This window comes from Halomonas mongoliensis, assembly GCF_052496345.1.
The window spans coordinates 248,676-273,030 of sequence record NZ_CP199288.1; the positions used below are offsets into that span (position 1 = coordinate 248,676).

Consider the following 24,355-nt stretch of genomic DNA (forward strand, 5'->3'; position numbering starts at 1 on the left):
TTCAGAGGCTGACTACCAGCTCTTCGGCCTCCAGCTGGCCGATAAAGCCTAGCACTTCCGCCTCGCAGGTATCACGATCGACCGAGAACTTCTCCATCAGTTGGTCGCAGATCGCCGAGATAGTGACCTTTTCATCCATCAGATCCCAGATGCGTTTTGCCACCGCAGGCATGCCGTAGTACATGCCCCGACTGAGGCTGAAGAGAACGAGGTCATCTCCAACCCGGGAGGAAAGGGGTAACGGAGAACGCTTCACGCAACTATTGATATCCAGCTGACTCTTCATATGATATCCCACTCATATGGTACCCGACCGATATGATATTCGGCCGATGCTTCATGCCAAGATGACTCTAGGCGCCACGAAACCCCACGGCCTCATGGGCCGATGAGAAGATGACATCCCTGTCAGGAATTCCAGCCAGCAGGTATCAGGAGCCGCCGCCACCGGGAACATTCGAACGTCCCGACATGCTCTCTGCCGGAACATTCTGACCACCCGAAAGCGTCTGTTCGACGCTCATCCGTGACAGCTCCGGCGTCACCCACTCGCCCTTTCCAGCACCTTCCTGTGTCACTTCCGTCGACTGTTTCATGTCCATCACTCCATCCTCACCCTGAAGACGCGCCCGGATGGCCAAACCGCTGGTCAAGCGAGCACACGGACAGCCAAACGCGACGTAATTGAAACATAGCGCAAGGCCATGTTAACTATCGTGTCGCCACATCTGCCGGTCAACGCCTTTCGACTAGCGCTTAAGTCATAGTAAGAAAGCATGCGAAATATGGTCATCAGCCAGCTGACATATAGCGCCGCCAGAGATGCCATGCCTGAACCGCCGAACACAGCGACATGAAATCGGGCAGGTCACGGATCGTCATGGCCGCAGCGGGCGGCTGCCTCAGGCGCGCCTGAAACGCCGCCATATCCAGCCACTCGCAGGGCAACTGAAACGCCTGACGCCTGGATGCCGATGCCAGCAGTCGCCAGCACTCCTCCCGGATGGCCATACGCTTCCTCTCATTGGCATTATCGTTCTTGCCCAGGCCCGGTGGCAGCCGCTGACCGATGGCATCGCGATAAAGCTGCCGCGCCCGCCCCTGCTCCCAGAGCAGGTCAGGGGGGAGGCCCAGGGTGAAGTCCAGCAAGCGGCGGTCAGTGAGAGGATAGCGATAGATCAGGCCATGAGTGGCTGACCAGTGGGCCCAGGTCGACATGCGGCTGCCCAGATGACCATGATGAAAGAGCAGACACTGCATGCGCCTGCTGTCGGGATAGAGCCGCCAGGCGGGCCCGCGCCGGGATTCGGCCTCAGGAAAGTGCTTGCGCCACTCCGGCCGCAGCAGCGCGGCCACCTGCCCCGCATGGCGGTAGGGTGAAAAGCGTGCAAAGAGAGTGTCGGGAAGGCAGGGCAGGACACTCTGCTCCCAGACGAAGCGTGCCATGTTGCGTGGGCGCCTGAGCCCCCCCGCAGCCTCTCGGGCAAGGGACAGCAGTCTTATCCAGCGGCCCCGGGTCAGCAGGTAGCCCGGATAGCCCCGAATACCGAAGGTGGCCGACTCATCGCCCCCCCAGCCCGACAGCATCACCCGCACGCCGCGCTCCTCGGCCACGCGCATCGCCCCCAGTTCCTCGAAGACATCGACGGTACCGTCCAGGGCAATATCTCGCTCAAGATATGCCAGAAAGTCTGCCCCCTTGGTAGCACCGTAGTGGCACTCCAGCCCCTCCTGCCGGCATATACGCTCGATGACCTCGCGCTCGTCGCGTCGTCCAGCGCCAGGCAGGGGGTAGCGGGAAGAGACCGGCGGCGACCAGCTGTAACCACTGTCGAGACGGCGGCCCTGCCCCCGGAGGAGCTGGCTGGCCAGGACCGTCACGCCGCTCGAGTCGAGCCCACCGCTGAGGTGCGCCCCCACCTCGCCTGCCACACCCAGTCGATCGCCAACCGCACGTATCAGCAGCTCACGAAAGTGGTCGACGTAGTCGGCGCGCCGAGGATAGCGAACGCTGGCGGCCTCCTCGGGCGACCAGTGGGTGTCCAGGGTCTCCCCCTGCCGGTCGACGCGCAGGACACGGCCCGGCGTCAGCGGACAGGCGTCACGAAAGAAACTGATATCATGACAGTCCCCCGGCGAGAGCAGGAAGGCAGCCACGCTTGACTCGTCGATCCCGAGCGAGAGTCCTGGCCAGGCCCGAAAGGCCCGCTGATCGGAGGCGAAGAAGAATCGCTGCCCCTGTCTCAGCACGTAGAGCGGGCGCGCGCCGACGTGGTCCCGAGCACACAGCAGGGAGCGATCGCGGGCATCCCAGAGCGCAAAGGCGAAGTCACCGACCAGCCGCCGGACACAGTCGCGGCCCCAGCGACGGTAGGCAAGCAGAATCAGCTGGCTATCCGGAAGGGTGGTTCGACAGGGGCGCTCGACCCCCAGCTGGTCGCATAGTGTCTCGCGATTGTCGAGGATCGCATCGGCGACAAGAACGAGCCCATCCGCGTCGATCGGCTGGCTCTCAAAAGCCGCGGCAGCCGTGACGTCCAGCCGCTGGTGACCAAAGGCACCGCCCTCGAACAGCCTCGAGGAGCGCCCATGGCGGCCATAGTGATCCAGCGCCGAGAGCGCTGACTGGAATGCCTGCGGGTCGACAGGAGCACCGTCGAAGTGCACACAGCCTAGAATCGCACTCACCGTGACTCACCTCTCGCCCGGGACGGCAAGTGGACAAAACATGAAATCGGTGAATACGCCTCACCCGTCTCGCCGCCCAGCACCACATCCGGCCCGTGGCAAACCCAGGCGTGTGCCTTGAGCTTCAGGCTCTGGTCGGGCGCCCTCTCGGCCAGCGTGCCCAGCATCAGGCAGCTGCCAATATGCCGACGACGCAGCATCCAGTGGGCGGCCATGGCGAGCATCAGGCAGGTGAGGCGCCCCCCCACGCGAGCGTTGATGGACCGGAGGCATTGACAGATGGGCACGACGCGAGGGTCATCACCGCCCTCCGCCACAGGCTCCGGGGCGGCCGGTCGCTGCTCGCCCAGCCAGGGTGACCAGACGCGGAAAGGGACCGCCCTGACCAGCCCCCAGGAGAGGAGCAGCCAGGAAGCGGCTTCCAGATACAGCCGCTTCCTGGCCCAGGGTAACGAAGTGAAGCGCCGGAGGGTCTGCATGGTGCACCCGCTGTCTCCGAGGGATCCTCAGACCACAGCATGGCCCACGCCGGCACCTCTGGCTAGAGCGACTCGAAGGCCGCCAGCACGGCGTCGCCCATCTCTGCGGTGGAGACGGTGCGGGTACCCTCGGAGGCAATATCGGCGGTTCTCAGGCCGTCGTCCAGCACCTTGCCAACGGCGTCCTCGATGCGCTTGGCGAGTGCGGGCTCGTCCAGGGAGTAGCGCAGCATCATGGCCACCGAGAGGATGGTGGCGAGCGGGTTGGCGATGCCCTGGCCGGCGATGTCCGGGGCGCTGCCGTGGCAGGGCTCGTACATGCCCTGGCCGCTCTCGTTGAGCGACGCCGACGGCAGCATGCCGATGGAGCCGGTGAGCATGGCGGCGGCATCCGACAGAATGTCGCCGAACATGTTGCCGGTGACCATGACGTCGAACTGCTTGGGCGCGCGCACCAGCTGCATGGCGGCGTTGTCGACGTACATGTGGGAGAGCTCGACGTCCGGGTACTCCGGCGCCAGCCGCTCCATCACCTCGCGCCACAGGATGGTGACCTCGAGCACGTTGGCCTTGTCCACGGAGCAGAGCTTCTTGCCACGCTTGCTTGCCATCTCGAAGGCGACCCGGCCGATGCGCTCGATCTCGCTCTCGGAGTAGACATAGGTGTTGAAGCCGACGCGCTGGCCGTCGCGCTCCTCGATGCCCCGGGGCTGGCCGAAGTAGATGCCGCCGGTGAGCTCGCGCACGATCATGATGTCGAGGCCGGCCACCAGCTCGGGCTTGAGGCTGGAGGCATCGGCGAGCTGCGGGTAGGTGATAGCCGGGCGCAGGTTGCCGAAGAGCCCCAGGTTCTTGCGCAGGCCGAGCAGCCCCTTCTCCGGGCGCTTGCCGAGATCCTCGAGCGTGTCCCACTTGGGGCCGCCCACGGCGCCGAGCAGGATGGCGCGGGCGGCCTTGGCCTTCTCGAGCGTCTCGGCGGGCAGCGGCTCGCCGTGCACATCGTAGGCGGAGCCGCCGACCAGCCCCTCTTCCACTTCCACATCCAGGCCGCGGGCCTGGCAGGCGGCCAGGATGCGGCTCGCCTGGGCGGTGATCTCGGGGCCGATGCCGTCACCCGGCAGTACCAGAATCTTCTGAGTCATTGCGTCTTCCTTGTTAAGGCCCTTATTCAGGCAGAGTCGCGGAACAGCCAGGGGCGCGCGGCCCGGTGCTTGGCCTCGAAGGCGCGGATCGCCTCCTCGTCCTTAAGGGTGATGCCGATATCGTCGAGGCCCTCGAGCAGGCAGTGCTTGCGGAAGGGGTCCACCTCGAACTCGATGACTTCGCCGGCGGGCGTGGTGAGGCGCTGGTTCTCCAGGTCAAGGTCCAGGGCGTAGCCTTCGCTGGCCTCCACCTCCTTGAACAGGCGGTCCACGGTCTCCTCGGGGAGGGTGATCAGCAGGATGCCGTTCTTGAAGGCGTTGTTGTAGAAGATATCGGCGAAGCTCGGGGCGATCACCGCCCGGAAGCCGAAGTCCTCCAGCGCCCAGGGGGCGTGCTCACGGGAGCTGCCGCAGCCGAAGTTGCGGCGGGCGAGCAGCACGCTGGCGCCCTGGTAGCGAGGCTGGTTGAGCACGAAATCGGGGTTGAGCGGCCGGTTGGAGCAGTCCTGGCCAGGATAGCCCTCGTCGAGGTAGCGCAGCTCGTCGAAGAGGTTGACGCCGAAGCCGGTGCGCTTGATCGACTTCAGGAACTGCTTGGGAATGATCAGGTCGGTGTCGACATTGGCCCGGTCGAGGGGCGCGACGAGACCTTCGGTGCGTTCGAACTTCTTCATGGCTCAGGCCTCCTCAAGGGTGCGGACGTCAACGAAATGGCCGGCGATGGCGGCGGCGGCGGCCATGGCCGGGCTGACCAGGTGGGTACGCCCGCCGTAGCCCTGACGCCCCTCGAAGTTGCGGTTGGAGGTGGAGGCGCAGTGCTCGCCGGCGCCGAGCTTGTCGGCATTCATGGCCAGGCACATGGAGCAGCCGGGCTCGCGCCACTCGAAGCCCGCCTCGATGAAGATGCGGTCGAGCCCCTCCTCTTCCGCCTGGCGCTTCACGAGGCCGGAGCCCGGGACCACCATGGCGAGCTTGATGGTGTCGGCGACCTTCTTGCCGCGGGCCACCTTGGCCGCTTCGCGAAGATCCTCGATGCGCGAGTTGGTACAGGAGCCGATAAAGACCTTGTCGAGGCGGATATCGGTGATCTTCTGCTTGGGGGACAGGCCCATGTACTCAAGCGCCCGGGTGTAGCCGTTGCGCAGGGTCTCATCGGCCTGCTCGGCGGGGTCGGGGACCTCGCCGCCGATGCCGGTGACCATCTCGGGGCTGGTGCCCCAGCTGACCTGGGGCTCGATCTCGGCGGCGTCGAGCACCACCACCTGGTCGAACTCGGCGTCGGCATCGGAGACCAGGCCGCGCCAGTCGGCCACGGCCGCCTGCCACTGCTCACCGGTGGGGGCGTAGGGGCGGTTGGCGACGTAGTCGATGGTGGTGTCATCCACGGCGATCAGGCCGACGCGCGCACCGGCCTCGATGGCCATGTTGCAGACCGTCATGCGGCCCTCCATGGAGAGGCTCTGGATGGCGCTGCCGGCGAACTCGATGGCGTAGCCGGTGCCGCCGGCGGTGCCGATCCTGCCGATGATGGCCAGCACCACGTCCTTGGCGGTGACGCCCACGCCGAGATCACCCTCGACGCGCACCTGCATGTTCTTCATCTTCTGGGTCAGCAGGCACTGGGTGGCCAGCACGTGCTCCACCTCGGAGGTGCCGATGCCGTGGGCCAGCGCCCCGAAGGCGCCGTGGGTGGCGGTGTGGGAGTCGCCGCAGACCACGGTCATGCCCGGCAGGGTGGCGCCCTGCTCGGGGCCCACCACGTGGACGATGCCCTGGCGCGGGTCGTTGATGCCGAATTCGGTGATGCCGAACTCGTCGCAGTTGTCATCCAGGGTCTGGACCTGGATCAGGGAGACCGGATCCTTGATGCCCTTGTTGCCCTGGGCGCGCTCCTCCAGGGTGGTGGGCACGTTGTGGTCGGTGGTCGCCAGGTTGGCGTCCAGGCGCCACGGCTTGCGGCCCGCCAGGCGCAGGCCCTCGAAGGCCTGGGGCGAGGTGACCTCGTGGAGCATGTGGCGGTCGATGTAGATCAGCGCGGTGCCGTCGTCGCGCTCCTTGACGAGGTGCTGCGACCACAGCTTGTCGTAGAGTGTCTGGCCTGCCATATCGTTTCTCCCGGGCGATTGCGCCCTGTGCTCTATCTGATCGGTCGTGGAGGTCCCGTGAGGCACCTCCAGAGGCGGCTTTTCCCGGCGCCGCGCTCACCTGTAATGAAGATCAGCCTTGGCTGCTCGATGCTTGACGTCAGTTTCCCGCCCCTCGCCCATAAAATCAATTCATGTTATTTATGGATTGCATTCCTTATGGGAATAGGACAATGGAGGCACCATGGATACCCAGAGCCTGCAGGCCTTCCTGGCGGTGGCCGAGAGCGGCAGCTTCTCCCGGGCGGCGGAGCAGCTGCACCTGACCCAGCCCGCGGTCAGCAAGCGCATCGCCGCCCTCGAAGCCCAGATCGGCGCGCGGCTCTTCGACCGCATCGGCCGCGCCATTGGCCTGACCGAGGCGGGCCGGGTGCTGCTGCCCCGGGCCCGGCAGATACTGGTGATGGTGGACGACAGCCGCCGCGCCCTGGGCAACCTGAGCCATGACGTGGCCGGCAGCCTGACGCTGGCCACCAGCCACCATATCGGCCTGCACCGCCTGCCGCCCCTGCTCAAGGCCTATACCCGGGCCCACCCCGGGGTGCGCCTGGATCTGCACTTCCTCGACTCCGAGGAGGCCTATCAGGGGGTGCTGGACGGGGAGCTGGAGATCGCCGTGGTGACCCTGGCGCCCCATCCGGATCCGCAGCTCGAGGTGGTGCCGATCTGGGTCGACCGGCTCTGCTTCGTCTGCGCCCCCGACCATCCCCTGGCCGCGCTGCCGCGCCCCTCCCTGCAGGCGCTGTGCGCCCACGACGCCGTGCTGCCCGGCCCCCACACCTTCACCCGGGGGCTGATCGAGGCGCGCTTTGCCGCGGCCGGCCTGCGCCTGCCGGTGGCGCTCTCCACCAACTACCTGGAGACCCTCAAGATGATGACCGCCATCGGCCTGGGCTGGAGCCTGCTGCCCGAGCGCCTGGTGGCCGGCGAGCTCCACGAGCTGACCATCGACCATCCGCCCATCCACCGCCCCCTGGGCTATCTCGTGCACCGCAGCCGCACCCTCTCCAACGCCGCCCGGGCCATGCTCGCGGCCCTGGAGGCGGCCCGGGAGCCGGCGGCGAAGACAGCCGCCGGGTGAGTCGTTAGACTGCTCACATTTGAGCCTGGAGCCTGCACCTTGCCCCCTGCCCCATCGCCCTCCCTTCGCCACGCCCTGGCCGGCGGCCTGATCCTGACCGGACTCGCCCTGCAGGTGATGCGCCTGGCCGGGCTGCCGGTGGCGCTGGGGGCGGTCAGCCTCTCCCTCTGGCTGGGGGTGGTGCTGCTGTGGCGAGACCTGGGGCGGCGCAACCGCCTCCAGGCCGGCGCCCTGGCCGGCACCGGCCTGGTTCTGCTGCTGGCCGCCGCCCTGGTGTTCGACGCCGAGATCGCCTGGCTCGGCATCCTGGACGGCAACAGCTATGTGGTGGCCATGCTGGTGGGAGTGAGCTTCATCGGCCTGATCGGCAGCCGGCGAGGCCACGCGCCGCTGCCGGGCAGCGCCGTCACCGGGCGGCGCGGCACCGCCGGCACCTGGCTCGGGGTGCACCTGCTCGGCGCCGTGCTCAACCTCTCCACGGTGTTCATGGTGGGCGACCGGCTGCGCCGCCACGGCGAGCTCTCGCTACCCCAGCTGCTGGCCTTGAATCGCGGCCTCTCCAGCGCCGCCCTCTGGTCGCCCTTCTTCGCCTCCATGGGCGTGGTGATGACCCTGGCCCCGGAGATGCGCTTCGCCAGCGTGCTCGCCGTGGGGCTGCCCCTGGGGCTAGCGGCGGGGGCGCTGTCGCTGGCCGACCTGTCGCGGCGTTTTGCACTCGCCGAGGTGCCCGGCTACTCGCTCTCGCCGGGGAGCCTCATGATGCCGGTGGCCATGGCCGTCCTGGTGCTGCTCTTTCACTATCGACTGACGCCCTCGCTCTCCATCGTGAGCATCATCACCTTCCTGCTGCCGGCGGTGGCCCTGGCCAGCAACCTGCCCCGGGGGCCGCGCTGGACCCTGCGTCGGGTGCGCGGCCACGCCCTGGAGCGGCTGCCGGCCATGCGCGGCGAGATCTCGCTATTCCTTTGTGCGGGGCTGCTTACCCAGGGGCTCTCGGCCTTTATCGCCGCGGTCACCGGCAGCCAGTGGACCCTCTTCGAGCACTTCGGCGCTCCCCAGGCGGCGCTGAGCTTCCTGGCCATCGTGGCCAGCGCCGTGGCGGGGCTGCACCCCATCATCGGCGTTTCGGTGCTCGCCTCCATGCTGGAGCTGCCCGGCAGCCGCCAGACGCTGTTCGCCTTCGTGGCACTGGCCGCCTGGGCGGTGGGCACCAGCGTCGGGCCGCTCTCCGGCATCAACCTCTCGCTGCAGGGGCGCTACGGCATCAGCGGCGGCGTGATGATGCGCCACAACCTGGGCTACGCCGCCGCCCTCTCGGCCCTGGTGGTAGGGGCCATCATCCTGCTCGACGCCTGGCTTTGACGGCCAGAGGCGCCCTACTGCGATACCCGCCGGAAGTAGCGGTGGCCGCACTGGTGGCAGGGCTCGATGCGGGTGAGTTCGGGGAGGTCCACCTCGGCATCGCAGTGCACGCAGGCCATGCGGCCGGGCACCGCCATCTCGCCCTCGCAGTAGTCCGCCTGGGCCGCCTCCAGGTCCTCCTCGAAGCGTTCGCGCTCTACCACGCTGCGGTCGGCGATGGAGAGCAGCGACTCGCTCACCTTGCGCGACAGCGCCGAGAGGTCGATGCCGAGCCAGGTCGCCACGCTCTCGCCGCCGGCGCTGAGGTAGCGGCGCATGTTCTTGAGGTCGCGCTCGACCCAGGCGCGCAGCAGCGAGAGCTCATCCTTGGTGAACTCCTCGAGCTCCGCCTCGAACTCCACGGCCTCGTCGAGCTCCTTCTGCAGGTTCTCCCAGGTGAGCTCGTGGGCCCCCTCCCGCAGGCGCTCGAGCATCCGCTCGTAGCCTTCGCGCAGGCGGTGCTCCTGATGGGGCTGGTGGGAATCGCTCATGATCTGCTCCTGTTCCTGAGGGGTGCCGGCAGGACCGGGCATAGCCGGGCCGGGCCGTGCTGGGGTATCCTTGCCTACCATTTAGACGACTTCCTGCCGGTAGTTCAACGTCTTGACGCACAAAGCGCCCCAGACCCCGACGCCGGACAAGCCCCGTTGACCCGCAAGGTACCCGTAGACAGCGATGGACGCACAGTACAAGCCCCAAGAGATCGAACGCGACGCCCAGCAGTTCTGGGAGAAGAACCAGTGCTTCAAGGCAGTGGAGGACGCCACTCGCGAGAAGTTCTACTGCCTGTCGATGTTCCCCTATCCCAGCGGCAAGCTGCACATGGGGCACGTGCGCAACTACACCATCGGCGACGTGGTCTCCCGCTACCAGCGCATGCAGGGCCGGAACGTGCTGCAGCCCATGGGCTGGGACGCCTTCGGCATGCCGGCGGAGAATGCCGCCATCCAGAACCGGGTACCGCCGGGCGAGTGGACCTACGCCAACATCGACTACATGCGCAACCAGCTCCAGGCGCTGGGCTTCGCCTACGACTGGAGCCGCGAGTTCGCCACCTGCGACGTGGACTACTACCGCTGGGAGCAGTGGTTCTTCACCAGGCTGGTGGAGAAGGGGCTGGTCTACAAGAAGATGTCCACGGTGAACTGGGACCCGGTGGATCAGACGGTGCTCGCCAACGAGCAGGTGATCGACGGCCGCGGCTGGCGCTCCGGGGCCCTGGTGGAGCGCAAGGAGATTCCGCTCTGGTTCCTCAAGATCACCGACTACGCCGAGGAGCTGCTGGCCGACCTGGACACCATCGAGTGGCCGGAGCAGGTCAAGACCATGCAGCGCAACTGGATCGGCAAGTCCCGCGGCATCGAGCTTTCGTTTGACATCCAGGACGCCGACGGCATCCAGGCCGAGCCGCTCGCGGTCTACACCACCCGCCCCGACACCCTGTTCGGCGTGACCTATGTGGCGGTGGCCGCGGGCCACCCCCTGGCCAAGGCCGCCGCCGAGAGTAACGCCGACCTGGCCGCCTTCTGCGAGGAGTGTGCCAAGGGGGGCACCTCCGAAGCGGAGCTCGCCACCCGCGAGAAGAAGGGCATGCCTACCGGCCATGTGGCGGTGCATCCGCTGACCGGTCGCGAGGTGCCGGTCTATGTGGCCAACTTCGTGCTGATGGAGTTCGGCACCGGCGCAGTGATGGCGGTACCGGCCCACGACCAGCGCGACTGGGAGTTCGCCACCAAGTACGGCCTGCCCATCGAGGCGGTGATCGCCGACGCCGACGGCAAGGCCCCGGACCTCTCCCAAGGGGCCCATGACGACTACGGCACCCTGATTCACTCCGGGGAGTTCGACGGCCTGGACTTCGAGGCGGCCTTCGATGCCATCGCCGCCAAGCTCGCCGAGCTCGGCCGCGGCGAGGTCAAGACCAACTTCCGCCTGCGCGACTGGGGCGTGGCCCGCCAGCGCTACTGGGGCGCGCCGATCCCGGTCAAATACGGCCCCGAGGGCCAGACCGTGCCGCTCACCGACGAGGAGCTCCCGGTCGCCCTGCCCATGGAGGTCACCGTGGACGCCACCGGCTCGCCGCTCAAGCGCATGCCGGAGTTCTCGGACCTGGGCGACGGCTGGGTGCGCGAGACCGACACCTTCGACACCTTCATGGAGTCCTCCTGGTACTTCGCGCGCTTCTGCTCTGCCGACAACATGGAGGCGATGCTCGACGCGCGCGCCGACTACTGGCTGCCGGTGGATCTCTACATCGGCGGCATCGAGCACGCCATCCTGCACCTGCTCTATGCGCGCTTCTTCACCAAGCTGATGCGCGACCTGGGCCTGGTCAACGTCGACGAGCCCTTCCAGCGCCTGCTCACCCAGGGCATGGTGATCGCCGAGACCTTCTACCGGGAGCTGCCCAGCGGCGGCAAGGAGTGGTTCAACCCCGCCGACGTGGAGGTCCAGCGCGATGAGAAGGGGCGCCCGATCAGCGCCGTGCTGATCGAGGACGGCGAGCCGGTGGTGATGGGCGGCATCGAGAAGATGTCCAAGTCCAAGAACAACGGCGTCGACCCCCAGTCGATGATCGACCGCTTCGGCGCCGACACCGTGCGCCTCTTCATGATGTTTGCCGCCCCGCCGGAGCAGTCCCTGGAGTGGTCCGACGCCGGCGTGGAGGGGGCCAGCCGCTTCCTCAAGCGCCTCTGGCGCCTGGTCAGCGAGCACCTGGCCTCCGGCACCCCCGGCGAGCTGGACCGCGACGCCCTCACCGAGGCCCAGCGCGAGCTGCGCCGCAAGACCCACGAGACCATCAAGAAGGCGGGCGACGACATCGGCCGGCGCACCACCTTCAACACCGCCATCGCCGCGGTGATGGAGCTGACCAACGCCCTGGGCCGCTTCGACGACGCCTCGCCCCAGGGGCTGGCGGTGGCCCGGGAGGCGGTGGAGGCCTGCGTGCTGCTGCTCGCTCCCATCACGCCCCACGCCTGCCACGCCCTCTGGGCGGCACTGGGCCACGCCGAGCCGGTGATCGATGCCCGCTGGCCCGCCGTCGACGAGGCGGCGCTGACCCGGGACACCATCGAGCTGGTGGTCCAGGTCAACGGCAAGCTGCGCGCCCGCCTCGAGGTGGCCGCCGACGCCGACAAGGGGACCATCGAGGCCCAGGCCCTCGCGGCGGAGAACGTCCAGCGCCACACCGAAGGCAAGACGATCCGCAAGGTGATCGTGGTGCCCGGCAAGCTTGTCAATATCGTGGTCTCCTGAGGAGGGCCAAGGGCATGCAGCGACGCACCTTTCTCACCCTGGGCCTGGCCGGCACCGCCGGCCTGGCACTCGCCGGCTGCGGCTTTCGCCTGCGCGGCTTCGACGACCCGTCCCCGGTGCTCGACGAGCTGTCCCTGGCCGGCCCGGACGGCGAACTCTCCCGCCTCTCCCGGGAGCGCCTGGAGGCCGCCGGCACCCGGGTGCGGGATGGGGCCGCCCTGCGCCTTAACCTGGGCGAGGCGGAGATCCGCCGCCGCGGCCTCAGCGTGCTCGACTCGGGTCCCCGGGACGAGGAGATGACCCTCGTCGCCCCCTTCTCGGTCCAGCGCGCCAGGGATGGCGCCTACCTGCTCGACCAGCAGCGCCTGGAGGTCTCCACCCGCTATACGGTGAGCGACGCCGACCTGCTGAACCAGGAGGAGCTGCGCGAAGAGGCCCGCCGGGAGCTTCTCGACGCCGCCGTCCGCCAGCTCCTCGACCGCCTGCGCGCCCTGTGAAGGTGCTCTCTTGAAAGTCTTCCCCGACAAGCTGGCCGATGCGCTGGCCAAGAAGCTGCCACCGGTGGTGATCGTCGCCGGCGAGGAGCCGCTGCAGCACATGGAGGCCTGCGACGCCGTGCGCGCCGCGGCCCGCGCTCGGGGCATCGAGGAGCGGGAGATTCTCCACGTGGAGGGCAACTTCGCCTGGGGGCGCCTCCACGAGGCCTCCGCCAGCCTCTCGCTGTTCGCCAGCGCCAAACTGATCGAGCTGCGCCTGGCCGGCAGCAGCCTCGGTCAGGAGGGCGCCAAGGCGCTGAAGGCCTATGCCGAGGAGCTGAAGGGCAGCGACAACGTGCTGCTGCTCGCCATGGGCAAGCTCGACTTCCGCCAGCAGAAGAGCGCCTGGTTCCAGGCGCTGGACAAGGCCGGCCTCTTCGTCCCGGTATGGCCGGTGGACCTCTCGCGGCTGGGCTTCTGGCTGCGGGACCGTGCGGGAAGGTACGGCCTCAACCTCGACCTGGACGCCGCCCGCCTGCTCGGCGAGCGCACCGAAGGCAATCTGCTGGCCGCCGACCAGGAGCTGCAGAAGCTCGCCCTGCTGCTGCCCCCGGGGGCCAGGGTCGCCCCACGTGACGTGGCCGGCGGCGTGGCCGAGAGCGCCCGTTTCGACGTCTTTACCCTGGTGGACGCCTGCCTCAAGGGAGAGCGCATCCGCGTGACCCGCATCATGGCAGGGCTGCGGGGCGAGGGGGTGGAGCCCCCCATCGTGCTCTGGGCGCTGACCCGGGAGCTGCGCACCCTGCTCTCCCTGCACCAGCACCTGGACCAGGGCCAGAGCTTCGAGCACGCCTGCAAGGCCCAGAAGCCCGCTATCTTCGAGAAGCGCCGCCCCGCCTACCAGCAGGCCATCTCTCGTCTGCCGGTGAAGCGCCTGCACAAGCTGCTGCTCTTCGCCCAGCGCCTCGACCTCGCCATCAAGGGAGCCGGCGCCCTGCCCCCCTGGGACGGCCTGCACGACCTGGCGCTGACACTCGCCGGCGGCCGCGGCCTGCTCGCCGAGATGCCCGCCTCCTACCGCTAGCCCGCCGCATCCGACCTAGCGTTTATCTTGCGTGTTTCATCGTCTGACGACACCTGCCAACATGCCAGGCACAACACCGCCCGGATGACACGCCTATGTCGATGTGCCGCCCCCATGCTCCCACCCCCCTGCTGGCAGCCATGCTCTTCGGATTACTGCTCCTGACCACAGGGCCAATGGCCCAGGCCAGCACCCCAAGCCCCAGCGAACTCGCCCCATCTCAGGACACCACGACGGTGCTCACCCTGCATGATGGCGCACAGCGGCAGAATGTCAGCCGCGCCGATATCGAGACGCTGCCGCTCTATGAGGTCACCCTGAACCACTTCGAGGGCATCAAGGGACGCTTTACCGGCGTCTGGCTCGATGATTTTCTCGCCGAGTACGGGCTCGATGAACCGACGCCGCTTCGCTTCATCGCCCATGACGACTACACCACCTTCCTTTCCCGGGAGGACCGCCGCGAGAAGCGCTTCCTGTTGGCAACGCGACTCGATGGCGAACCACTCACCCTGAGCGAGTTCGGCCCCACTCTGCTGATCGTGCCGGAGGACGCCGCTGCGGTTGAGGCCGGCACCGCCAGCATGACCCACTGGGTCTGGTCGATCCGCGACATCATTGCACCATGAAGCCGCGGCAGCATGTCGTCCTGGGCTGGCAGCTGGCCCTTTGCTTTACCCTTCTCGTCGGCCTCTGTGCACTGGCCATCGGCCTCTATGTGGCCAATGCACGCCAGCACGTAGGCGCCAATTACACCGCACTGGTGGCCGACGTCGTCCGTGCCCAGCAACATTCGAGCCTGCTGCGCAGCGAACTGCTGGCGGTGAGCGCGCCCACATGGAACCCTGACGCGGAGCGCTTCGAGAACATGCTATGGCGCACCCGGCAGCACCTCCAAGGGGTCACCCATGGCCTCACCCACAGTCAGCTCGACCCACAGTACTACCGCACCCCGCTCGCACGGCTGCAGGAGGTCCATAACAGCCTGCCCGAGCTCGAGGCCCGCATCGACGAAGCCATGGTGAACCGCAGCCACGAAGCGATGCTGGAGCTGGGACTCGCGCTTGAGAATGACCTGGCCTGGGCCTACAGCGAACTCAACGAATATATTCACCAGGCGGCGGCCGAGCAGCGCATTCTCATGGAGCGCCTGACCCTGGCCATCGGCATCCTGGTACTGCTGGTACTGCTGGTAGTGGGCGGGCTGATGCTGGCACTGCTGCGCCTCAACCGCCAACGCTCGCGGCTCGCCGAGCTCAGCCGTGTCGATACTCTGACCGGACTGCATAACCGCCGCCACCTGCTCGAGGAAGCGGACAAGCTATATCGCATCAGCTTGCGGGATACACGCCCCTTGAGCCTGGTACTGATCGACCTGGACCACTTCAAGCGTATCAACGACAGCTATGGTCACCCCGTCGGCGACCGCCTCCTGCAGGCACTCTCTCAGGCCCTGCGCGAGGAAACCCGCGAGGTAGATGTGGTCGCCCGACTGGGTGGCGAAGAGTTCTGCATCCTGATGCCAGACACCCCCGCTCCTGGGGCCATGGAAGCTGCCGAACGGGTAAGAGCGCGGGTCCAGACGCTGCCGCTGGAGCAGCCAAGGGTCACCGAGCCGGTTACTGTCAGCCTGGGGCTCGCCACGGGAGCCGCACATGAGGCGGCCTTCGATCGCCTCTACTCCAGGGCCGACAGGGCGCTTTACGCGGCCAAGGCCAAAGGGCGCAACCGCACCGAAATAGGCTGAGGTCTCTGCCGAATCACGTCCCATCGCAACCAAGGGTATGAAAATTCACACCATTTCGTCCTATACTGTGCCGGTATCATCGTGACGCACACCCGTTCGCCAGGAAGCGACGCGTGGATCATCAAGGAGCCGGAAGCCCATTCGAAGAAGAAGGAACACCGACATGATGAAGAAATTCTGCCGCTACCTGAGCCCGCTGCTGATCGCCGCCCTGATGCTGGGCAGCCTCCCCGTGGTCGCCGCCCCGGCCCCCGCCGGCAGCGACCTGATCACCACCCAGGCGGCCCTGAACGCCGAGCGCGGCCAGGCCGATCGCGAGCGGATCCAGGAGATCCTGACCCGCACCGACGTCCAGGAGCAGCTGGTCGCCCAGGGCGTTGACCCCGCCGAGGTCGAGGCCCGGGTCGCGGCGCTCTCCGACGCCGAGGCCGCCCAGATGGCCGAGCAGCTGGAGCAGCTGCCCGCCGGCGCCAGCGCCGTGGGCGCCCTCTTTGCAGTCTTCGTGATCCTGCTGGTCACCGATATCCTCGGCCTGACCAACGTCTTCCCCTTCACCCGCTGAGGGGAGTGCCATGATCGACTGCCCTGTCCGGCAGCCGGCGGCAGCACCAGCCAGGAACGCCCGCCCCGCGGGCGTTCTTGCGTTGATGCTGATGCTCCTGCTGGTCGCCGGCTGTGCTACCACGCCGCGCCTCTCCGAGTCCACCGAGCAGTCCCTGCCCCGCCAGCTGCTGCTCGATGAGGTCCCCTTCCACGCCCAGCGCGACTACCAGTGCGGCCCGGCATCGCTTGCCATGGTGCTCAATGACGGCGGCATCGATGTGGATGTCGACACCCTGATACCCCAGGTCTTCCTGCCCGGCCGGGACGGCAGCGTGCAGCCGGAGATGCTGGCCGCGGTGCGCCGCCACGGACGAATTCCCTTCCTGATCGACGGCCACCTGGATGCCCTGCTGCTGGAGCTCGCCGCCGGGCATCCGACAGTGGTGATGCAGAACCTGGCGCTGCCCGCCTGGCCCATGTGGCACTATGCGGTGGCCATCGGCTTCGATCTCGACCGTGACGAGCTCATTCTCCACAGCGGGGAGGAGCCGCGCCGCATCGAGTCCTTCCGCCGCTTCGACGCCACCTGGGCGCGCAGCGAGCGCTGGGCCTTCGTGGCCCTGCCCCCCGGCGAGCTGCCGGTCGGCGCGCGCCCCCACCGCGCCATGGAAGCGATCAGCGACTTCGAACGCGCCCAGGGAGTGGTGGCCGCCCTGCCCGCCTGGGAGGCGCTGGCCGAGCGTTTCCCCGCCCAGGGCATGGTTCAGTTCGGTCTGGGCAACGCCCGCCATGCCGGCGGTGATGCCCGGGGCGCCATCGCGGCCTTCGAGCGGGCCCTGGACGCCGACCCCCGGCTCGCCGTGGCCTGGCTCAACCTGGGCCTGGCCAGGCGCGGCCAGGACGATACCGCCGGCGCCCGGGAGGCCCTGGAGCGCGCCGCCGCCCTGCCCGGCCACTGGCAACCCCATGCCCGTCGGGCCCTGGAGGACATCGAGGAGGCGTCCCCATGAGCTACGCTATCGTGATCAAGCGCATCTATCAGGCGGCCGAGGAGGAGGACGGTGCCAGGGTGCTCGTCGACCGCCTCTGGCCGAGGGGCAAGCCTCGGGAGAACCTGGCGCTGACCGAGTGGTACCGGGATGCCTCCCCGAGCCCCACCCTGCGCCGCCAGTACCACCAGGGCGAGATCAGCGCCTTCGTCTTTGCCGTGCGCTATCGCGGCGAGCTGCGCGATGCACCGGAGCGGCTGGTGCCGCTGATGCGCCACGCCCGCCGCGGCCGGCTCACGCTTCTCACCGCCTCGCGAGACCTCGAGGCCTCCCACCTGCCGATACTTCGGGAGGCACTGCTTCGGGCGCTGCGCGAGGAGGACGCGGCAGACCTGGAACCCGCCTCGCCGCCCTGTCTGGCCCACCGCCTCACGCCCCGCGAGTGACCTTCCTCCGCCCTACCCCTGCCCCGACTGATAGAGGCGCTCGGGAGGCAGGCGGTACCACTCCGCATGGCTGGTCGGCACGCGGCAGTTGTAGCCCAGGACCTGGCGTGTCAGGGGCGACAGGCCTTGACCATACTCTTCGCCGAGCATTCGTGCATAGTCCAGCTGGGGCTTCAGGAAGGGACGGCCAAAGCTTAGAGTAAGGGCCACACGATTCTCCCCGGTGATATTGCGCCCAGCACGGTGCCAGACATAGGAGTTAAACAGGACTACCGTTCCCGCCCTTCCCAGGAGTTGCTCGGATTCCCTGTCGAAGGTCTCATCGTCGGGCTTCTCCTCATATCGATGGGACCCGAGCAGCACATGGGTAGCCCCATTATCTTCTGTAAAATCGTCCAGCATGACGAGCATGTTAATTCGCAGCGGGTACCCTGGAATGAAGGTCCCGACATCGCGATGGACCCGATGCACATAGATGGCCGCATCTGGAAATCCACCTACCGGGGTACAGGCATTGAGCGCATAGGGCCCCCCATCGAAGAACAGCGATAGCGGCTCATGAAACAGATGACTGTCCAAGAAGCGGTCGATACTGTCGCCGCGCCCCACTGCCTGATGGGCAGTCCCGTCACCGCCGTCATTGATCCCGTAGCGGATCTGATAGTGGGTACAGATATCAATCCATTTCAAGCAGTCCCTTCTCAGTTCAAGGACCTGGTCGCGCCCTAGCACCTCGTCAAAGCGTATCAGCCCAGTGGTAGCTAACGCTGCCTTACACGCCTCCAGGTCCAGCTTACACAGATTCATTCTGACACCCCCTGGGCAACAGTCTGCAGGAGTTCCCCGCTCGAGCCCAAACCTTGGGCACCGAGATCCGGCCCTGATCGGGAACCAAGGACTGACTGATCATGAAGCATGAGCATCTCCATTGAAATAAGGCCATTACGGATTCCACATGACGAAAAACCGAAACGTGAGTAGCAGGCAAGCGCAGCGCGATTTTCTGGTGACACTTCGATTCCTAGGCAAAGAAAGTCTCGTGCTCTGACAGTTCGACAGGCCTGGTTCAGCAAATCGACAGCGATACCTCGCCCACGGGCTTCAGGGGATACGACAAGAAGAGAAATGAAGGCCTTTCGGCTTCGCCAATTATTACAATACAATGCCAGAACACCAAGACACCGCCCCCCTTGAGATCGAATCAAGAGCTCTGAATGTTGCAAAAGTTTGTCGACATAGGCATCAAGTACCACTCCATCGAGAAAGCCTGACTCGACTCGAGAACGCTCGGCTTCCAACATCTCCAGCAGCATGGCTCTTGTCATTGTTCTACCCATCTTCGACGCTATACATTCGATCACTCGGTTCAGTCCACCTCGTTGAGGTGTGACCGCTCTGACTGAGTTTGACAGTCAACGCACTGATACCGGCGCTGTCTCCTCAGCAGTCTCTGCAGTAGTCTTTCCCACCACTGCTGCTTGAGCTTGTAGACGCCATATCCCTGGCAGCGAGGACATTGGAGTTTCATGAGAAACATAGTTTCCAATTGTAAGTTGTGCATATACAGTCTAGGTGCTGTGGAAGCGAAACCCTACGCCTATTTTCTTCATCTTTACGGTATCAGGATACTGCTGATGCCAGCTGATTCAGTCCCCTTACTGACCCTGCAGTCAATGCAATCATCGAGGTATCGATGTCCATGCACAGGACATCATGAGCGGTACCCACCAGGCAGTGCCTGGTTGGGTAAGTTTCACCCCGAGCAGGGAGGCCATCCTTGGCCGGGTAGCAGCAACCTCATCTAGGCCGAATCTCTCATTTCGGCTATAACATCTCCAAGGCTTCGCAACCATTCGAGAGAGTTCAACATGATACCCAGACGATGGTTCCTCCTGGCCGCACTGGCAATCGCGGCGGCTCATCACGGCCTCTCTGCCAGCGAGGCGGGCATCGGACTGCATAGCGAACGGGAAAATGACATGATTCAACTCGACATCACCGGCGAGCAGGGAACGCGGTTCAGCGGCATCCTCACCATTCATGACCAAGGCGAGACGCACCAGCAGCATCTGGAAGACACCGTGCCTGTCCAGCTGACCCTAACCGGCGAACGTATCGTGCTGGAGCTCACCCAGGATAGCGAGGGGAGTCTCGATATCGAGCTCCGTAAAGGGGGCAATCGCAGCACCTCCCGTATCTCCGGCCCCGGCAGCAGAGTCCGCCTGTCGGCTCACTGAGGCGAGTCACAGGCCCATCGCTAATAAGAAACCGGCCTCCTCAGAGGCCGGTTAGATCATGCGCGTGGTGAGTACTCACCGAACAAGTGGTTACTGGACCACCACGGCATTGTTGAAGCTACCGACCTGCGTGGTCACAGCCGTATTGCCACTGCCGATCTGGGTGTGAGAAGCCTTGTTGAAGCTCCCGCCGGACTGAGAAACAGCCGAGTAGTTGAAACCACCATCCTGCTTCACCGTTACCGCGCCAAAGGCCCCAGTCTGGCTAACGGAAGAATAGTTCCAGTGGCCATCCTGGCGGACATCGGCATCGTTGTAGAAGCCACCCTGCTCCACGTACGACTTGTTCCAGCTACCCACCTGCTCGGTCTTGGCCATGTCGCCAGTGCCGGTCTGGCTGATGTCTGAGTAGTTGAGCGAGCCAAGCTGATTGATCTTGGCATTGTTCTTCATGCCACCCTGGGAAACCTGGGCATTGTTGGCAAAACCAGACTGCTCGACATCGGAAGTGCCGAAGTTTCCGCTCTGCGATACCACCGCCGTGTTGTAGCCGCTCAGCCAACCTGAACCGCTGCTGTGGTTCACCGAGGAGCTGTTGAAGGAGCCGGTCTGACTGACATCAGCCAGTTGGTTGTTACCCGTCTGGCGAACGTAGGATTCATTGTAGTAGTTGGTCTGCAGTACGGTGGCGCGCTGCCCACGGCCGCGCTGCTCGACCTCGGAGTCGTTCCCTTTTCCATATTGTTCGACGTTCGCGCGGTTGCGTCCATCCCACTGGCGGGTCTCGGAGGTGTTACCCATGCCAAACTGGGTGACGTCGACGTTGTTGCCATGTCCGGTCTGGTAGCTGTAGGAGTCATTACCCCAGCCATTCTGAAGATGGTTGGCAGTCTGCCCGGTCCCGGTCTGCAGAATATCGGATTGGTTGAACAGCCCAGACTGAGTCACGGTGGCGTCTTGGTTTCCACCACCAAACTGCTGATTGACCTGGGCGTCGTTGCCCCAGCCGGCCTGGTCGACCGTGGCTGAGCTATTGTTGTTGGCGACGGCATAGCCACTGGTCATGGCAACAGCAGCAGCCAGCAGAGTCATCTTGAACTTCATGATCGATCCCCTTCTTGTGTTGCCCTGGCGCCGCAATAGTGGTCGGAATTCGCCAGGTTGGTAGGTGAAGCCACCTGTTGTCAGGTTGACTTCATGTACAGGCAATCCACCTTGGAGCTCTAATGCTGGATTACCTGAATTGCTGCCTGGCCCCGGGAGAACTGAACGACCTCGACTGGAGTTCCTCGAGAGCTGCCCAGCTGCCTGACATCCACGCTTCCATAGACGCCATCCTGAATCACGCTGGCTTCCTTCCTGAAGCCACTCTGTTGAATGCTGGCCTCATGCCCATAGCCAAACTGGACAATGCTGGCGTCGAGATAACCACCGAACTGGAGCACCCTAGCGTCATGACCGTTACCGACTTGAAGGCTCAACGCGCGGTTATGGGCCCCCTTCTGGACAATCAGCGAATCGCTGTTGCGACTCTGCTGATAAACGGTGCTCTCATTGCCATAACCATGTTGCTGGGTTTCCACACGATTCAAACTGCTTCCCACAGAAAGCTCGGAAGCCTGGTGGAGATCCTGCGCCGAGGCGATCACAGGAATACTTGCTAGCGCACATGCAAACCACAGCGTTGATTTCATGGATTTCATCGGAAAACCTGCCTGCCCGCCCAAGATTGATTACAAGTATTTACACAAAACATACAGTCAGCAATCATAGAAATGGACCATTTTGCTTGACCAGAAAAACCAGCCTTCTTTGCTCTCACTCTCATGCCAAGCCAGCGAGGCAGGATCCAAAAAAACCGGCCTCAAGGGCCGGCGCGTTGCACACAAGCATCAATATTCCTTATGTCATGAGTCTTACTTATGACATCCCCCCTGCTTATAGCATCGGTATAGTAGCATCTCGATACGCCACAAAGACTTCATGGTCGATATCATCGGGGTTTTCCAGTGACCAAAGACCACGGTCGACGCCTTGGGTAATCAAGTGGACGACGGCCGACTCGATCGCCGACATGACTGCCATCTGTACCGGCTCATTATGGGTATAGCCCGCTTCCGCTTCCAGTAACCGCTGGAAGCTGATAAAGCGATAGACACCCGCCCGCAGTTCGTGCGAGTAGATCGTCTTGCTGGTCGTTACATTGCCAAGCACTTCACCTGTAGAAATATCAACGGCCCGCAGGTTCACAGTCACCTGGTCAACCTGATACTGCCCCGAGGCACCGATACCAAAGTATTCGGCTCCAGCCCCTCCCGTCTTCATGTTGGAGTCGTAGGCAATGATACCGCCTTCCAGCAGGAGCCGAGCCGCATTCAGGGAAGGCAGTTCATTTTCTCTGCCGACTCTCTCCAGGTTGGCCCTGATGATGCGCCGCTCGGTCAGCAGATTCTGCAAGCCGACCCGCTCAAGGGGTACGAACCAGCCAGACTCTGCCAGTGCCGAACTCAGCATCGCGGCTCCGCCTTGAGTCACCGCAGTAGAAAAGGTACTGGCGGGAGAGGGCCGATACTGGCCCGTCTGGTCACGAAAGTCGTATACAGCCGCCAATATTGGAGAACTTGGAGACGGCAGACTGGTAAGCTCCTTGTAGGTACCGGTTCGTGGCGTCAAGGTAGCTGGTGCCCCCTCCAGGTGATCATATGATGTCACCACGCTGGCACATCCACTCAAGGTGATAGCTCCGGCTGCCACTAGGCTCGTGATCAGTTTCATGATTTATCTCCCTGTCCCTTTACTCTTGCCGTCAAGAAGGCGCTCAGAATTGCCCCGAGGACTGGCCAAAGTTCACTGTCGTCTGCTCGCCCGTACGCCTATCCAGGATATTCATCACGAAACCACCCCCGCCCGCGCTCTGGATGCGAACTCTCAGGTTCGAACTCTCGATCACGCTGGTACGTCCCGCTTCTCCGTCCACGGCATCCTGAATTGCATCATTCACCAGATTGGCCCTTAGGTCCTGAAGAAACAGGTCCGTCTCTGAAAATCTCCCAAAGTCCGGCGCGTTGGGATCAGTGTTATCGTCTTGCGCCTGGGCCTTGTTCAATAAATAGTTACCGACCAGCGGGTCACCACCGAACGATGGGTTAATGGGACGATAGATAAGCTCTCCTGCGTGGGTCATGGCGGCACTCAACATCATACCGGCTACCAGTGCAGCGGAGGCGAGTTGTTTAGCCTTCATTGTCATTCTCCTAGGTTCAAGATCTCTTCCTGTTGCTATATTTCTTCTTCAGCCAGGTCAGGATCACTATCAAGCGCTTCGATCAGGGTCTGCCTTATAATGAGCTCCTCAACCTGATCGATAGCAACCTCAACATAGTCGTCAATGTCACTTAGCCTGGGTGGCATGGTGGCTTCGAAGAGAATCCTATTGCCTTGTGTAATCCAGATCTGACTACCCCAGCGGGCCGACGGCCTTTCATGTATCGCCAGATTGGCATTGCCTATAATCGCCCGCTCCAGACTCAGCTGACTGAACTGTCGATAGAATGTCTTTCCCGTCATGGTGATAGTGCGATCAACGATAACGCCCTGTATACCTGGCTCCCCAAGCCTGAACTGCCGACTCAGTTCCTCTTCAGCCACTCCTGCTTCTTCAATTATTTCTTCGGAATCTTCAACCGAAACTTCTCCCTGTGGCTCTTCCTCAACTGGCTGAGGGTTGGCAACTGCCATAGAAGGAAGCCCCAGGATTATCAGAATGAAAAGAATTATCGCGAGGCTGTATCGCTGCATTGCTTCACTCCCCTACGAATCTTATTCATCAAGTTAGGTGGTGGCGCTCCGAGGTTTTTCCTCGCCCAGTTAACGGCCTGCGTACGATTATGAACATCAATTTTCTTGAATATATTATAGAGGTGGGATTTTACGGTATGCTCGCTCACAAACAGCCTATCGGCGATTTGGACGTTAGATGCCCCCGTTCCTAAAAGACCGATAATCTCCAGCTCTCTCTGAGTCAAGCCACAGGCAGGACGGTATGAGTTCAATGACTGTTTCCTGAAAAACTCTATCAGATGCCCCATCAGTGATCGGGACATCCACAAGTGCCCTTCCAGAAGCCTCACTATCCCCTTACAGAGCATGTCAAGCGAATCATCCTTGTAAAACACTCCTGAGAGGTGCATATAAGAAAGGAGCTCAGCAGCATGCTGCTCATCCCGCATATTCAGTGCCGCGACAGCCACTTCACCATTCTCTCTTTCTGAAAGCTCTTCATGCCATTTAAGCATATTGCTTTCTTCCACATGATCCGCATCCAGCAGCACCAGGGCGGTACCATCATCCAGGCTGTTGATCGGGTCTCTAGGCGAAGCCAGTGTGGCAATGCAGCTTGCTTTATTATTGATATAGTCAATGAAAAGTGTCGATTGTGGATTATGCTCCGTCACACAAACCACCCTACCTGTCCTTAGGTCCATAATCTCCTCCTGACCGGTTGGTTTCGAGCCATTGTTGCTATTCTTGTGCAGATCGACTGGAAGGAAGTATGAACCCGACCCTCAGATTCGTAAAGGAATGTTACTGGACTAATTTCATCCCTCTTAAGAGATGAGAAATCTAACCCTTTATTAAAT

At 63.9% G+C, this 24,355-nt stretch carries 27 protein-coding genes; 11 read left to right on the forward strand and 16 right to left on the reverse strand.

Going from position 1 to position 24,355, the window contains the following annotated elements:
- Position 1: 1 nt before the first annotated feature.
- The 7 genes from ACRYRV_RS01180 to leuC form a co-directional block, all read right to left on the reverse strand.
- The gene (locus ACRYRV_RS01180; RefSeq protein ID WP_444984219.1) at positions 2-286 is read right to left on the reverse strand and encodes a PqqD family peptide modification chaperone; all 285 of its coding nucleotides are present in this window, start codon (positions 284-286) and stop codon (positions 2-4) included.
- A gap of 145 nt (positions 287-431) precedes the next feature.
- On the reverse strand, positions 432-596 hold the full coding sequence (locus ACRYRV_RS01185) for a hypothetical protein (RefSeq protein WP_444984218.1): 165 nt from the start codon (positions 594-596) through the stop codon (positions 432-434).
- Between the two features lie 196 nt (positions 597-792).
- Positions 793-2,688, reverse strand: coding sequence for an asparagine synthetase B family protein (locus ACRYRV_RS01190; RefSeq protein ID WP_444984217.1), 1,896 nt, complete (start codon positions 2,686-2,688; stop codon positions 793-795).
- Positions 2,685-3,167 carry a lasso peptide biosynthesis B2 protein gene (locus ACRYRV_RS01195; protein ID WP_444984216.1) on the reverse strand — a complete coding sequence of 161 codons (483 nt, stop codon included), beginning with the start codon at positions 3,165-3,167 and terminating at the stop codon, positions 2,685-2,687. The genes ACRYRV_RS01190 and ACRYRV_RS01195 overlap by 4 nt, the downstream gene beginning before the upstream one ends.
- A gap of 62 nt (positions 3,168-3,229) precedes the next feature.
- On the reverse strand, positions 3,230-4,309 hold the full coding sequence (gene leuB / locus ACRYRV_RS01200) for a 3-isopropylmalate dehydrogenase (protein WP_444984215.1): 1,080 nt from the start codon (positions 4,307-4,309) through the stop codon (positions 3,230-3,232).
- 26 nt (positions 4,310-4,335) lie between these two features.
- On the reverse strand, positions 4,336-4,983 hold the full coding sequence (gene leuD, locus ACRYRV_RS01205; protein ID WP_253451241.1) for a 3-isopropylmalate dehydratase small subunit: 648 nt from the start codon (positions 4,981-4,983) through the stop codon (positions 4,336-4,338).
- Between the two features lie 3 nt (positions 4,984-4,986).
- On the reverse strand, positions 4,987-6,414 hold the full coding sequence (gene leuC / locus ACRYRV_RS01210; RefSeq protein WP_444984214.1) for a 3-isopropylmalate dehydratase large subunit: 1,428 nt from the start codon (positions 6,412-6,414) through the stop codon (positions 4,987-4,989).
- A 223-nt stretch (positions 6,415-6,637) separates the two neighbouring features.
- On the opposite strand from leuC, the gene ACRYRV_RS01215 reads away from it, so the two are divergent.
- Together ACRYRV_RS01215 and ACRYRV_RS01220 are read left to right on the forward strand one after the other, a co-directional pair.
- On the forward strand, positions 6,638-7,534 hold the full coding sequence (locus ACRYRV_RS01215; RefSeq protein ID WP_253451236.1) for a LysR family transcriptional regulator: 897 nt from the start codon (positions 6,638-6,640) through the stop codon (positions 7,532-7,534).
- A 117-nt stretch (positions 7,535-7,651) separates the two neighbouring features.
- Positions 7,652-8,896, forward strand: a complete 1,245-nt coding sequence (locus ACRYRV_RS01220; RefSeq protein ID WP_444986237.1) for a hypothetical protein — start codon at positions 7,652-7,654, stop codon at positions 8,894-8,896.
- Between the two features lie 14 nt (positions 8,897-8,910).
- Here ACRYRV_RS01220 and ACRYRV_RS01225 read toward each other — a convergent pair whose 3' ends face one another.
- Positions 8,911-9,426, reverse strand: coding sequence for a zinc ribbon-containing protein (locus ACRYRV_RS01225; RefSeq protein ID WP_253451233.1), 516 nt, complete (start codon positions 9,424-9,426; stop codon positions 8,911-8,913).
- 184 nt (positions 9,427-9,610) lie between these two features.
- On the opposite strand from ACRYRV_RS01225, the gene leuS reads away from it, so the two are divergent.
- The 8 genes from leuS to ACRYRV_RS01265 all read left to right on the forward strand — a co-directional run bounded on the left by leuS (position 9,611) and on the right by ACRYRV_RS01265 (position 17,478).
- Positions 9,611-12,193, forward strand: a complete 2,583-nt coding sequence (gene leuS / locus ACRYRV_RS01230; RefSeq protein WP_444984213.1) for a leucine--tRNA ligase — start codon at positions 9,611-9,613, stop codon at positions 12,191-12,193.
- Positions 12,194-12,207: 14 nt separating this feature from the next.
- Positions 12,208-12,690, forward strand: a complete 483-nt coding sequence (locus tag ACRYRV_RS01235) for an LPS-assembly lipoprotein LptE (protein ID WP_444984212.1) — start codon at positions 12,208-12,210, stop codon at positions 12,688-12,690.
- Between the two features lie 10 nt (positions 12,691-12,700).
- Complete coding sequence (holA, locus tag ACRYRV_RS01240; RefSeq protein WP_444984211.1) at positions 12,701-13,753, forward strand: DNA polymerase III subunit delta; 1,053 nt, start codon at positions 12,701-12,703, stop codon at positions 13,751-13,753.
- A 176-nt stretch (positions 13,754-13,929) separates the two neighbouring features.
- Positions 13,930-14,382 carry a molybdopterin-dependent oxidoreductase gene (locus ACRYRV_RS01245; protein WP_444989150.1) on the forward strand — a complete coding sequence of 151 codons (453 nt, stop codon included), beginning with the start codon at positions 13,930-13,932 and terminating at the stop codon, positions 14,380-14,382.
- Entirely contained in the window at positions 14,379-15,500 is a 1,122-nt protein-coding gene (locus ACRYRV_RS01250; RefSeq protein ID WP_444984210.1) for a diguanylate cyclase, read from the forward strand. The genes ACRYRV_RS01245 and ACRYRV_RS01250 overlap by 4 nt, the downstream gene beginning before the upstream one ends.
- A gap of 166 nt (positions 15,501-15,666) precedes the next feature.
- Entirely contained in the window at positions 15,667-16,062 is a 396-nt protein-coding gene (locus ACRYRV_RS01255) for a PA2779 family protein (RefSeq protein ID WP_309635890.1), read from the forward strand.
- An 85-nt stretch (positions 16,063-16,147) separates the two neighbouring features.
- Positions 16,148-17,053: a PA2778 family cysteine peptidase gene (locus ACRYRV_RS01260; protein ID WP_444984209.1), complete on the forward strand. Its 906-nt coding sequence runs from the start codon at positions 16,148-16,150 to the stop codon at positions 17,051-17,053.
- Complete coding sequence (locus ACRYRV_RS01265; RefSeq protein WP_309635850.1) at positions 17,050-17,478, forward strand: DUF488 domain-containing protein; 429 nt, start codon at positions 17,050-17,052, stop codon at positions 17,476-17,478. Before ACRYRV_RS01260 ends, ACRYRV_RS01265 begins: the two co-directional genes overlap by 4 nt.
- 12 nt (positions 17,479-17,490) lie before the next feature.
- Here ACRYRV_RS01265 and ACRYRV_RS01270 read toward each other — a convergent pair whose 3' ends face one another.
- Both ACRYRV_RS01270 and ACRYRV_RS01275 read right to left on the reverse strand, forming a co-directional pair.
- Complete coding sequence (locus ACRYRV_RS01270) at positions 17,491-18,285, reverse strand: phytanoyl-CoA dioxygenase family protein (protein ID WP_444984208.1); 795 nt, start codon at positions 18,283-18,285, stop codon at positions 17,491-17,493.
- Positions 18,282-18,815: a GNAT family N-acetyltransferase gene (locus ACRYRV_RS01275; protein WP_444989152.1), complete on the reverse strand. Its 534-nt coding sequence runs from the start codon at positions 18,813-18,815 to the stop codon at positions 18,282-18,284. The genes ACRYRV_RS01270 and ACRYRV_RS01275 overlap by 4 nt, the downstream gene beginning before the upstream one ends.
- A 531-nt stretch (positions 18,816-19,346) precedes the next feature.
- On the opposite strand from ACRYRV_RS01275, the gene ACRYRV_RS01280 reads away from it, so the two are divergent.
- A complete protein-coding gene (locus ACRYRV_RS01280) occupies positions 19,347-19,715 on the forward strand; it encodes a hypothetical protein (RefSeq protein WP_444984207.1) in 369 nt (122 codons plus the stop codon).
- 90 nt (positions 19,716-19,805) lie between these two features.
- Here the strand turns inward: ACRYRV_RS01280 and ACRYRV_RS01285 are convergent, their stop codons facing one another.
- From ACRYRV_RS01285 to ACRYRV_RS01310, 6 genes are all read right to left on the reverse strand, one after another.
- Positions 19,806-20,819, reverse strand: a complete 1,014-nt coding sequence (locus ACRYRV_RS01285; protein ID WP_309635847.1) for a hypothetical protein — start codon at positions 20,817-20,819, stop codon at positions 19,806-19,808.
- A gap of 119 nt (positions 20,820-20,938) precedes the next feature.
- A complete protein-coding gene (locus ACRYRV_RS01290; RefSeq protein ID WP_444984206.1) occupies positions 20,939-21,418 on the reverse strand; it encodes a hypothetical protein in 480 nt (159 codons plus the stop codon).
- 235 nt (positions 21,419-21,653) lie between these two features.
- The gene (locus ACRYRV_RS01295) at positions 21,654-22,490 is read right to left on the reverse strand and encodes a CsgG/HfaB family protein (RefSeq protein WP_309635845.1); all 837 of its coding nucleotides are present in this window, start codon (positions 22,488-22,490) and stop codon (positions 21,654-21,656) included.
- A gap of 43 nt (positions 22,491-22,533) precedes the next feature.
- Positions 22,534-22,959 carry a curli assembly protein CsgF gene (locus ACRYRV_RS01300; protein ID WP_309635844.1) on the reverse strand — a complete coding sequence of 142 codons (426 nt, stop codon included), beginning with the start codon at positions 22,957-22,959 and terminating at the stop codon, positions 22,534-22,536.
- A 35-nt stretch (positions 22,960-22,994) separates the two neighbouring features.
- Complete coding sequence (locus ACRYRV_RS01305; RefSeq protein WP_309635843.1) at positions 22,995-23,513, reverse strand: CsgE family curli-type amyloid fiber assembly protein; 519 nt, start codon at positions 23,511-23,513, stop codon at positions 22,995-22,997.
- The gene (locus ACRYRV_RS01310; protein ID WP_309635842.1) at positions 23,489-24,199 is read right to left on the reverse strand and encodes a LuxR C-terminal-related transcriptional regulator; all 711 of its coding nucleotides are present in this window, start codon (positions 24,197-24,199) and stop codon (positions 23,489-23,491) included. The genes ACRYRV_RS01305 and ACRYRV_RS01310 overlap by 25 nt, the downstream gene beginning before the upstream one ends.
- Positions 24,200-24,355: the final 156 nt, after the last annotated feature.

Excerpts from the sequence above, each read along its gene's own strand:
- ACRYRV_RS01220 (WP_444986237.1), top strand. The coding sequence starts at position 7,652 with ATGCGCCTGGCCGGGCTGCCGGTGGCGCTGGGGGCGGTCAGCCTCTCC.
- ACRYRV_RS01265 (WP_309635850.1), top strand. The coding sequence starts at position 17,050 with ATGAGCTACGCTATCGTGATCAAGCGCATCTATCAGGCGGCCGAGGAG.
- ACRYRV_RS01225 (WP_253451233.1), bottom strand. The coding sequence starts at position 9,426 with ATGAGCGATTCCCACCAGCCCCATCAGGAGCACCGCCTGCGCGAAGGC.
- ACRYRV_RS01215 (WP_253451236.1), top strand. The coding sequence starts at position 6,638 with ATGGATACCCAGAGCCTGCAGGCCTTCCTGGCGGTGGCCGAGAGCGGC.
- ACRYRV_RS01290 (WP_444984206.1), bottom strand. The coding sequence starts at position 21,418 with ATGAAATCCATGAAATCAACGCTGTGGTTTGCATGTGCGCTAGCAAGT.
- ACRYRV_RS01270 (WP_444984208.1), bottom strand. The coding sequence starts at position 18,285 with ATGAATCTGTGTAAGCTGGACCTGGAGGCGTGTAAGGCAGCGTTAGCT.
- leuS (WP_444984213.1), top strand. The coding sequence starts at position 9,611 with ATGGACGCACAGTACAAGCCCCAAGAGATCGAACGCGACGCCCAGCAG.
- ACRYRV_RS01310 (WP_309635842.1), bottom strand. The coding sequence starts at position 24,199 with ATGGACCTAAGGACAGGTAGGGTGGTTTGTGTGACGGAGCATAATCCA.
- ACRYRV_RS01300 (WP_309635844.1), bottom strand. The coding sequence starts at position 22,959 with ATGAAGGCTAAACAACTCGCCTCCGCTGCACTGGTAGCCGGTATGATG.
- ACRYRV_RS01195 (WP_444984216.1), bottom strand. The coding sequence starts at position 3,167 with ATGCAGACCCTCCGGCGCTTCACTTCGTTACCCTGGGCCAGGAAGCGG.
- ACRYRV_RS01260 (WP_444984209.1), top strand. The coding sequence starts at position 16,148 with ATGCTGATGCTCCTGCTGGTCGCCGGCTGTGCTACCACGCCGCGCCTC.
- ACRYRV_RS01280 (WP_444984207.1), top strand. The coding sequence starts at position 19,347 with ATGATACCCAGACGATGGTTCCTCCTGGCCGCACTGGCAATCGCGGCG.
- ACRYRV_RS01255 (WP_309635890.1), top strand. The coding sequence starts at position 15,667 with ATGAAGAAATTCTGCCGCTACCTGAGCCCGCTGCTGATCGCCGCCCTG.
- ACRYRV_RS01245 (WP_444989150.1), top strand. The coding sequence starts at position 13,930 with ATGGCCCAGGCCAGCACCCCAAGCCCCAGCGAACTCGCCCCATCTCAG.
- ACRYRV_RS01295 (WP_309635845.1), bottom strand. The coding sequence starts at position 22,490 with ATGAAACTGATCACGAGCCTAGTGGCAGCCGGAGCTATCACCTTGAGT.
- ACRYRV_RS01285 (WP_309635847.1), bottom strand. The coding sequence starts at position 20,819 with ATGAAGTTCAAGATGACTCTGCTGGCTGCTGCTGTTGCCATGACCAGT.
- leuC (WP_444984214.1), bottom strand. The coding sequence starts at position 6,414 with ATGGCAGGCCAGACACTCTACGACAAGCTGTGGTCGCAGCACCTCGTC.
- ACRYRV_RS01305 (WP_309635843.1), bottom strand. The coding sequence starts at position 23,513 with ATGCAGCGATACAGCCTCGCGATAATTCTTTTCATTCTGATAATCCTG.
- leuB (WP_444984215.1), bottom strand. The coding sequence starts at position 4,309 with ATGACTCAGAAGATTCTGGTACTGCCGGGTGACGGCATCGGCCCCGAG.
- ACRYRV_RS01180 (WP_444984219.1), bottom strand. The coding sequence starts at position 286 with ATGAAGAGTCAGCTGGATATCAATAGTTGCGTGAAGCGTTCTCCGTTA.
- leuD (WP_253451241.1), bottom strand. The coding sequence starts at position 4,983 with ATGAAGAAGTTCGAACGCACCGAAGGTCTCGTCGCGCCCCTCGACCGG.
- ACRYRV_RS01235 (WP_444984212.1), top strand. The coding sequence starts at position 12,208 with ATGCAGCGACGCACCTTTCTCACCCTGGGCCTGGCCGGCACCGCCGGC.
- ACRYRV_RS01250 (WP_444984210.1), top strand. The coding sequence starts at position 14,379 with ATGAAGCCGCGGCAGCATGTCGTCCTGGGCTGGCAGCTGGCCCTTTGC.
- ACRYRV_RS01275 (WP_444989152.1), bottom strand. The coding sequence starts at position 18,815 with ATGGGTAGAACAATGACAAGAGCCATGCTGCTGGAGATGTTGGAAGCC.
- ACRYRV_RS01185 (WP_444984218.1), bottom strand. The coding sequence starts at position 596 with ATGAAACAGTCGACGGAAGTGACACAGGAAGGTGCTGGAAAGGGCGAG.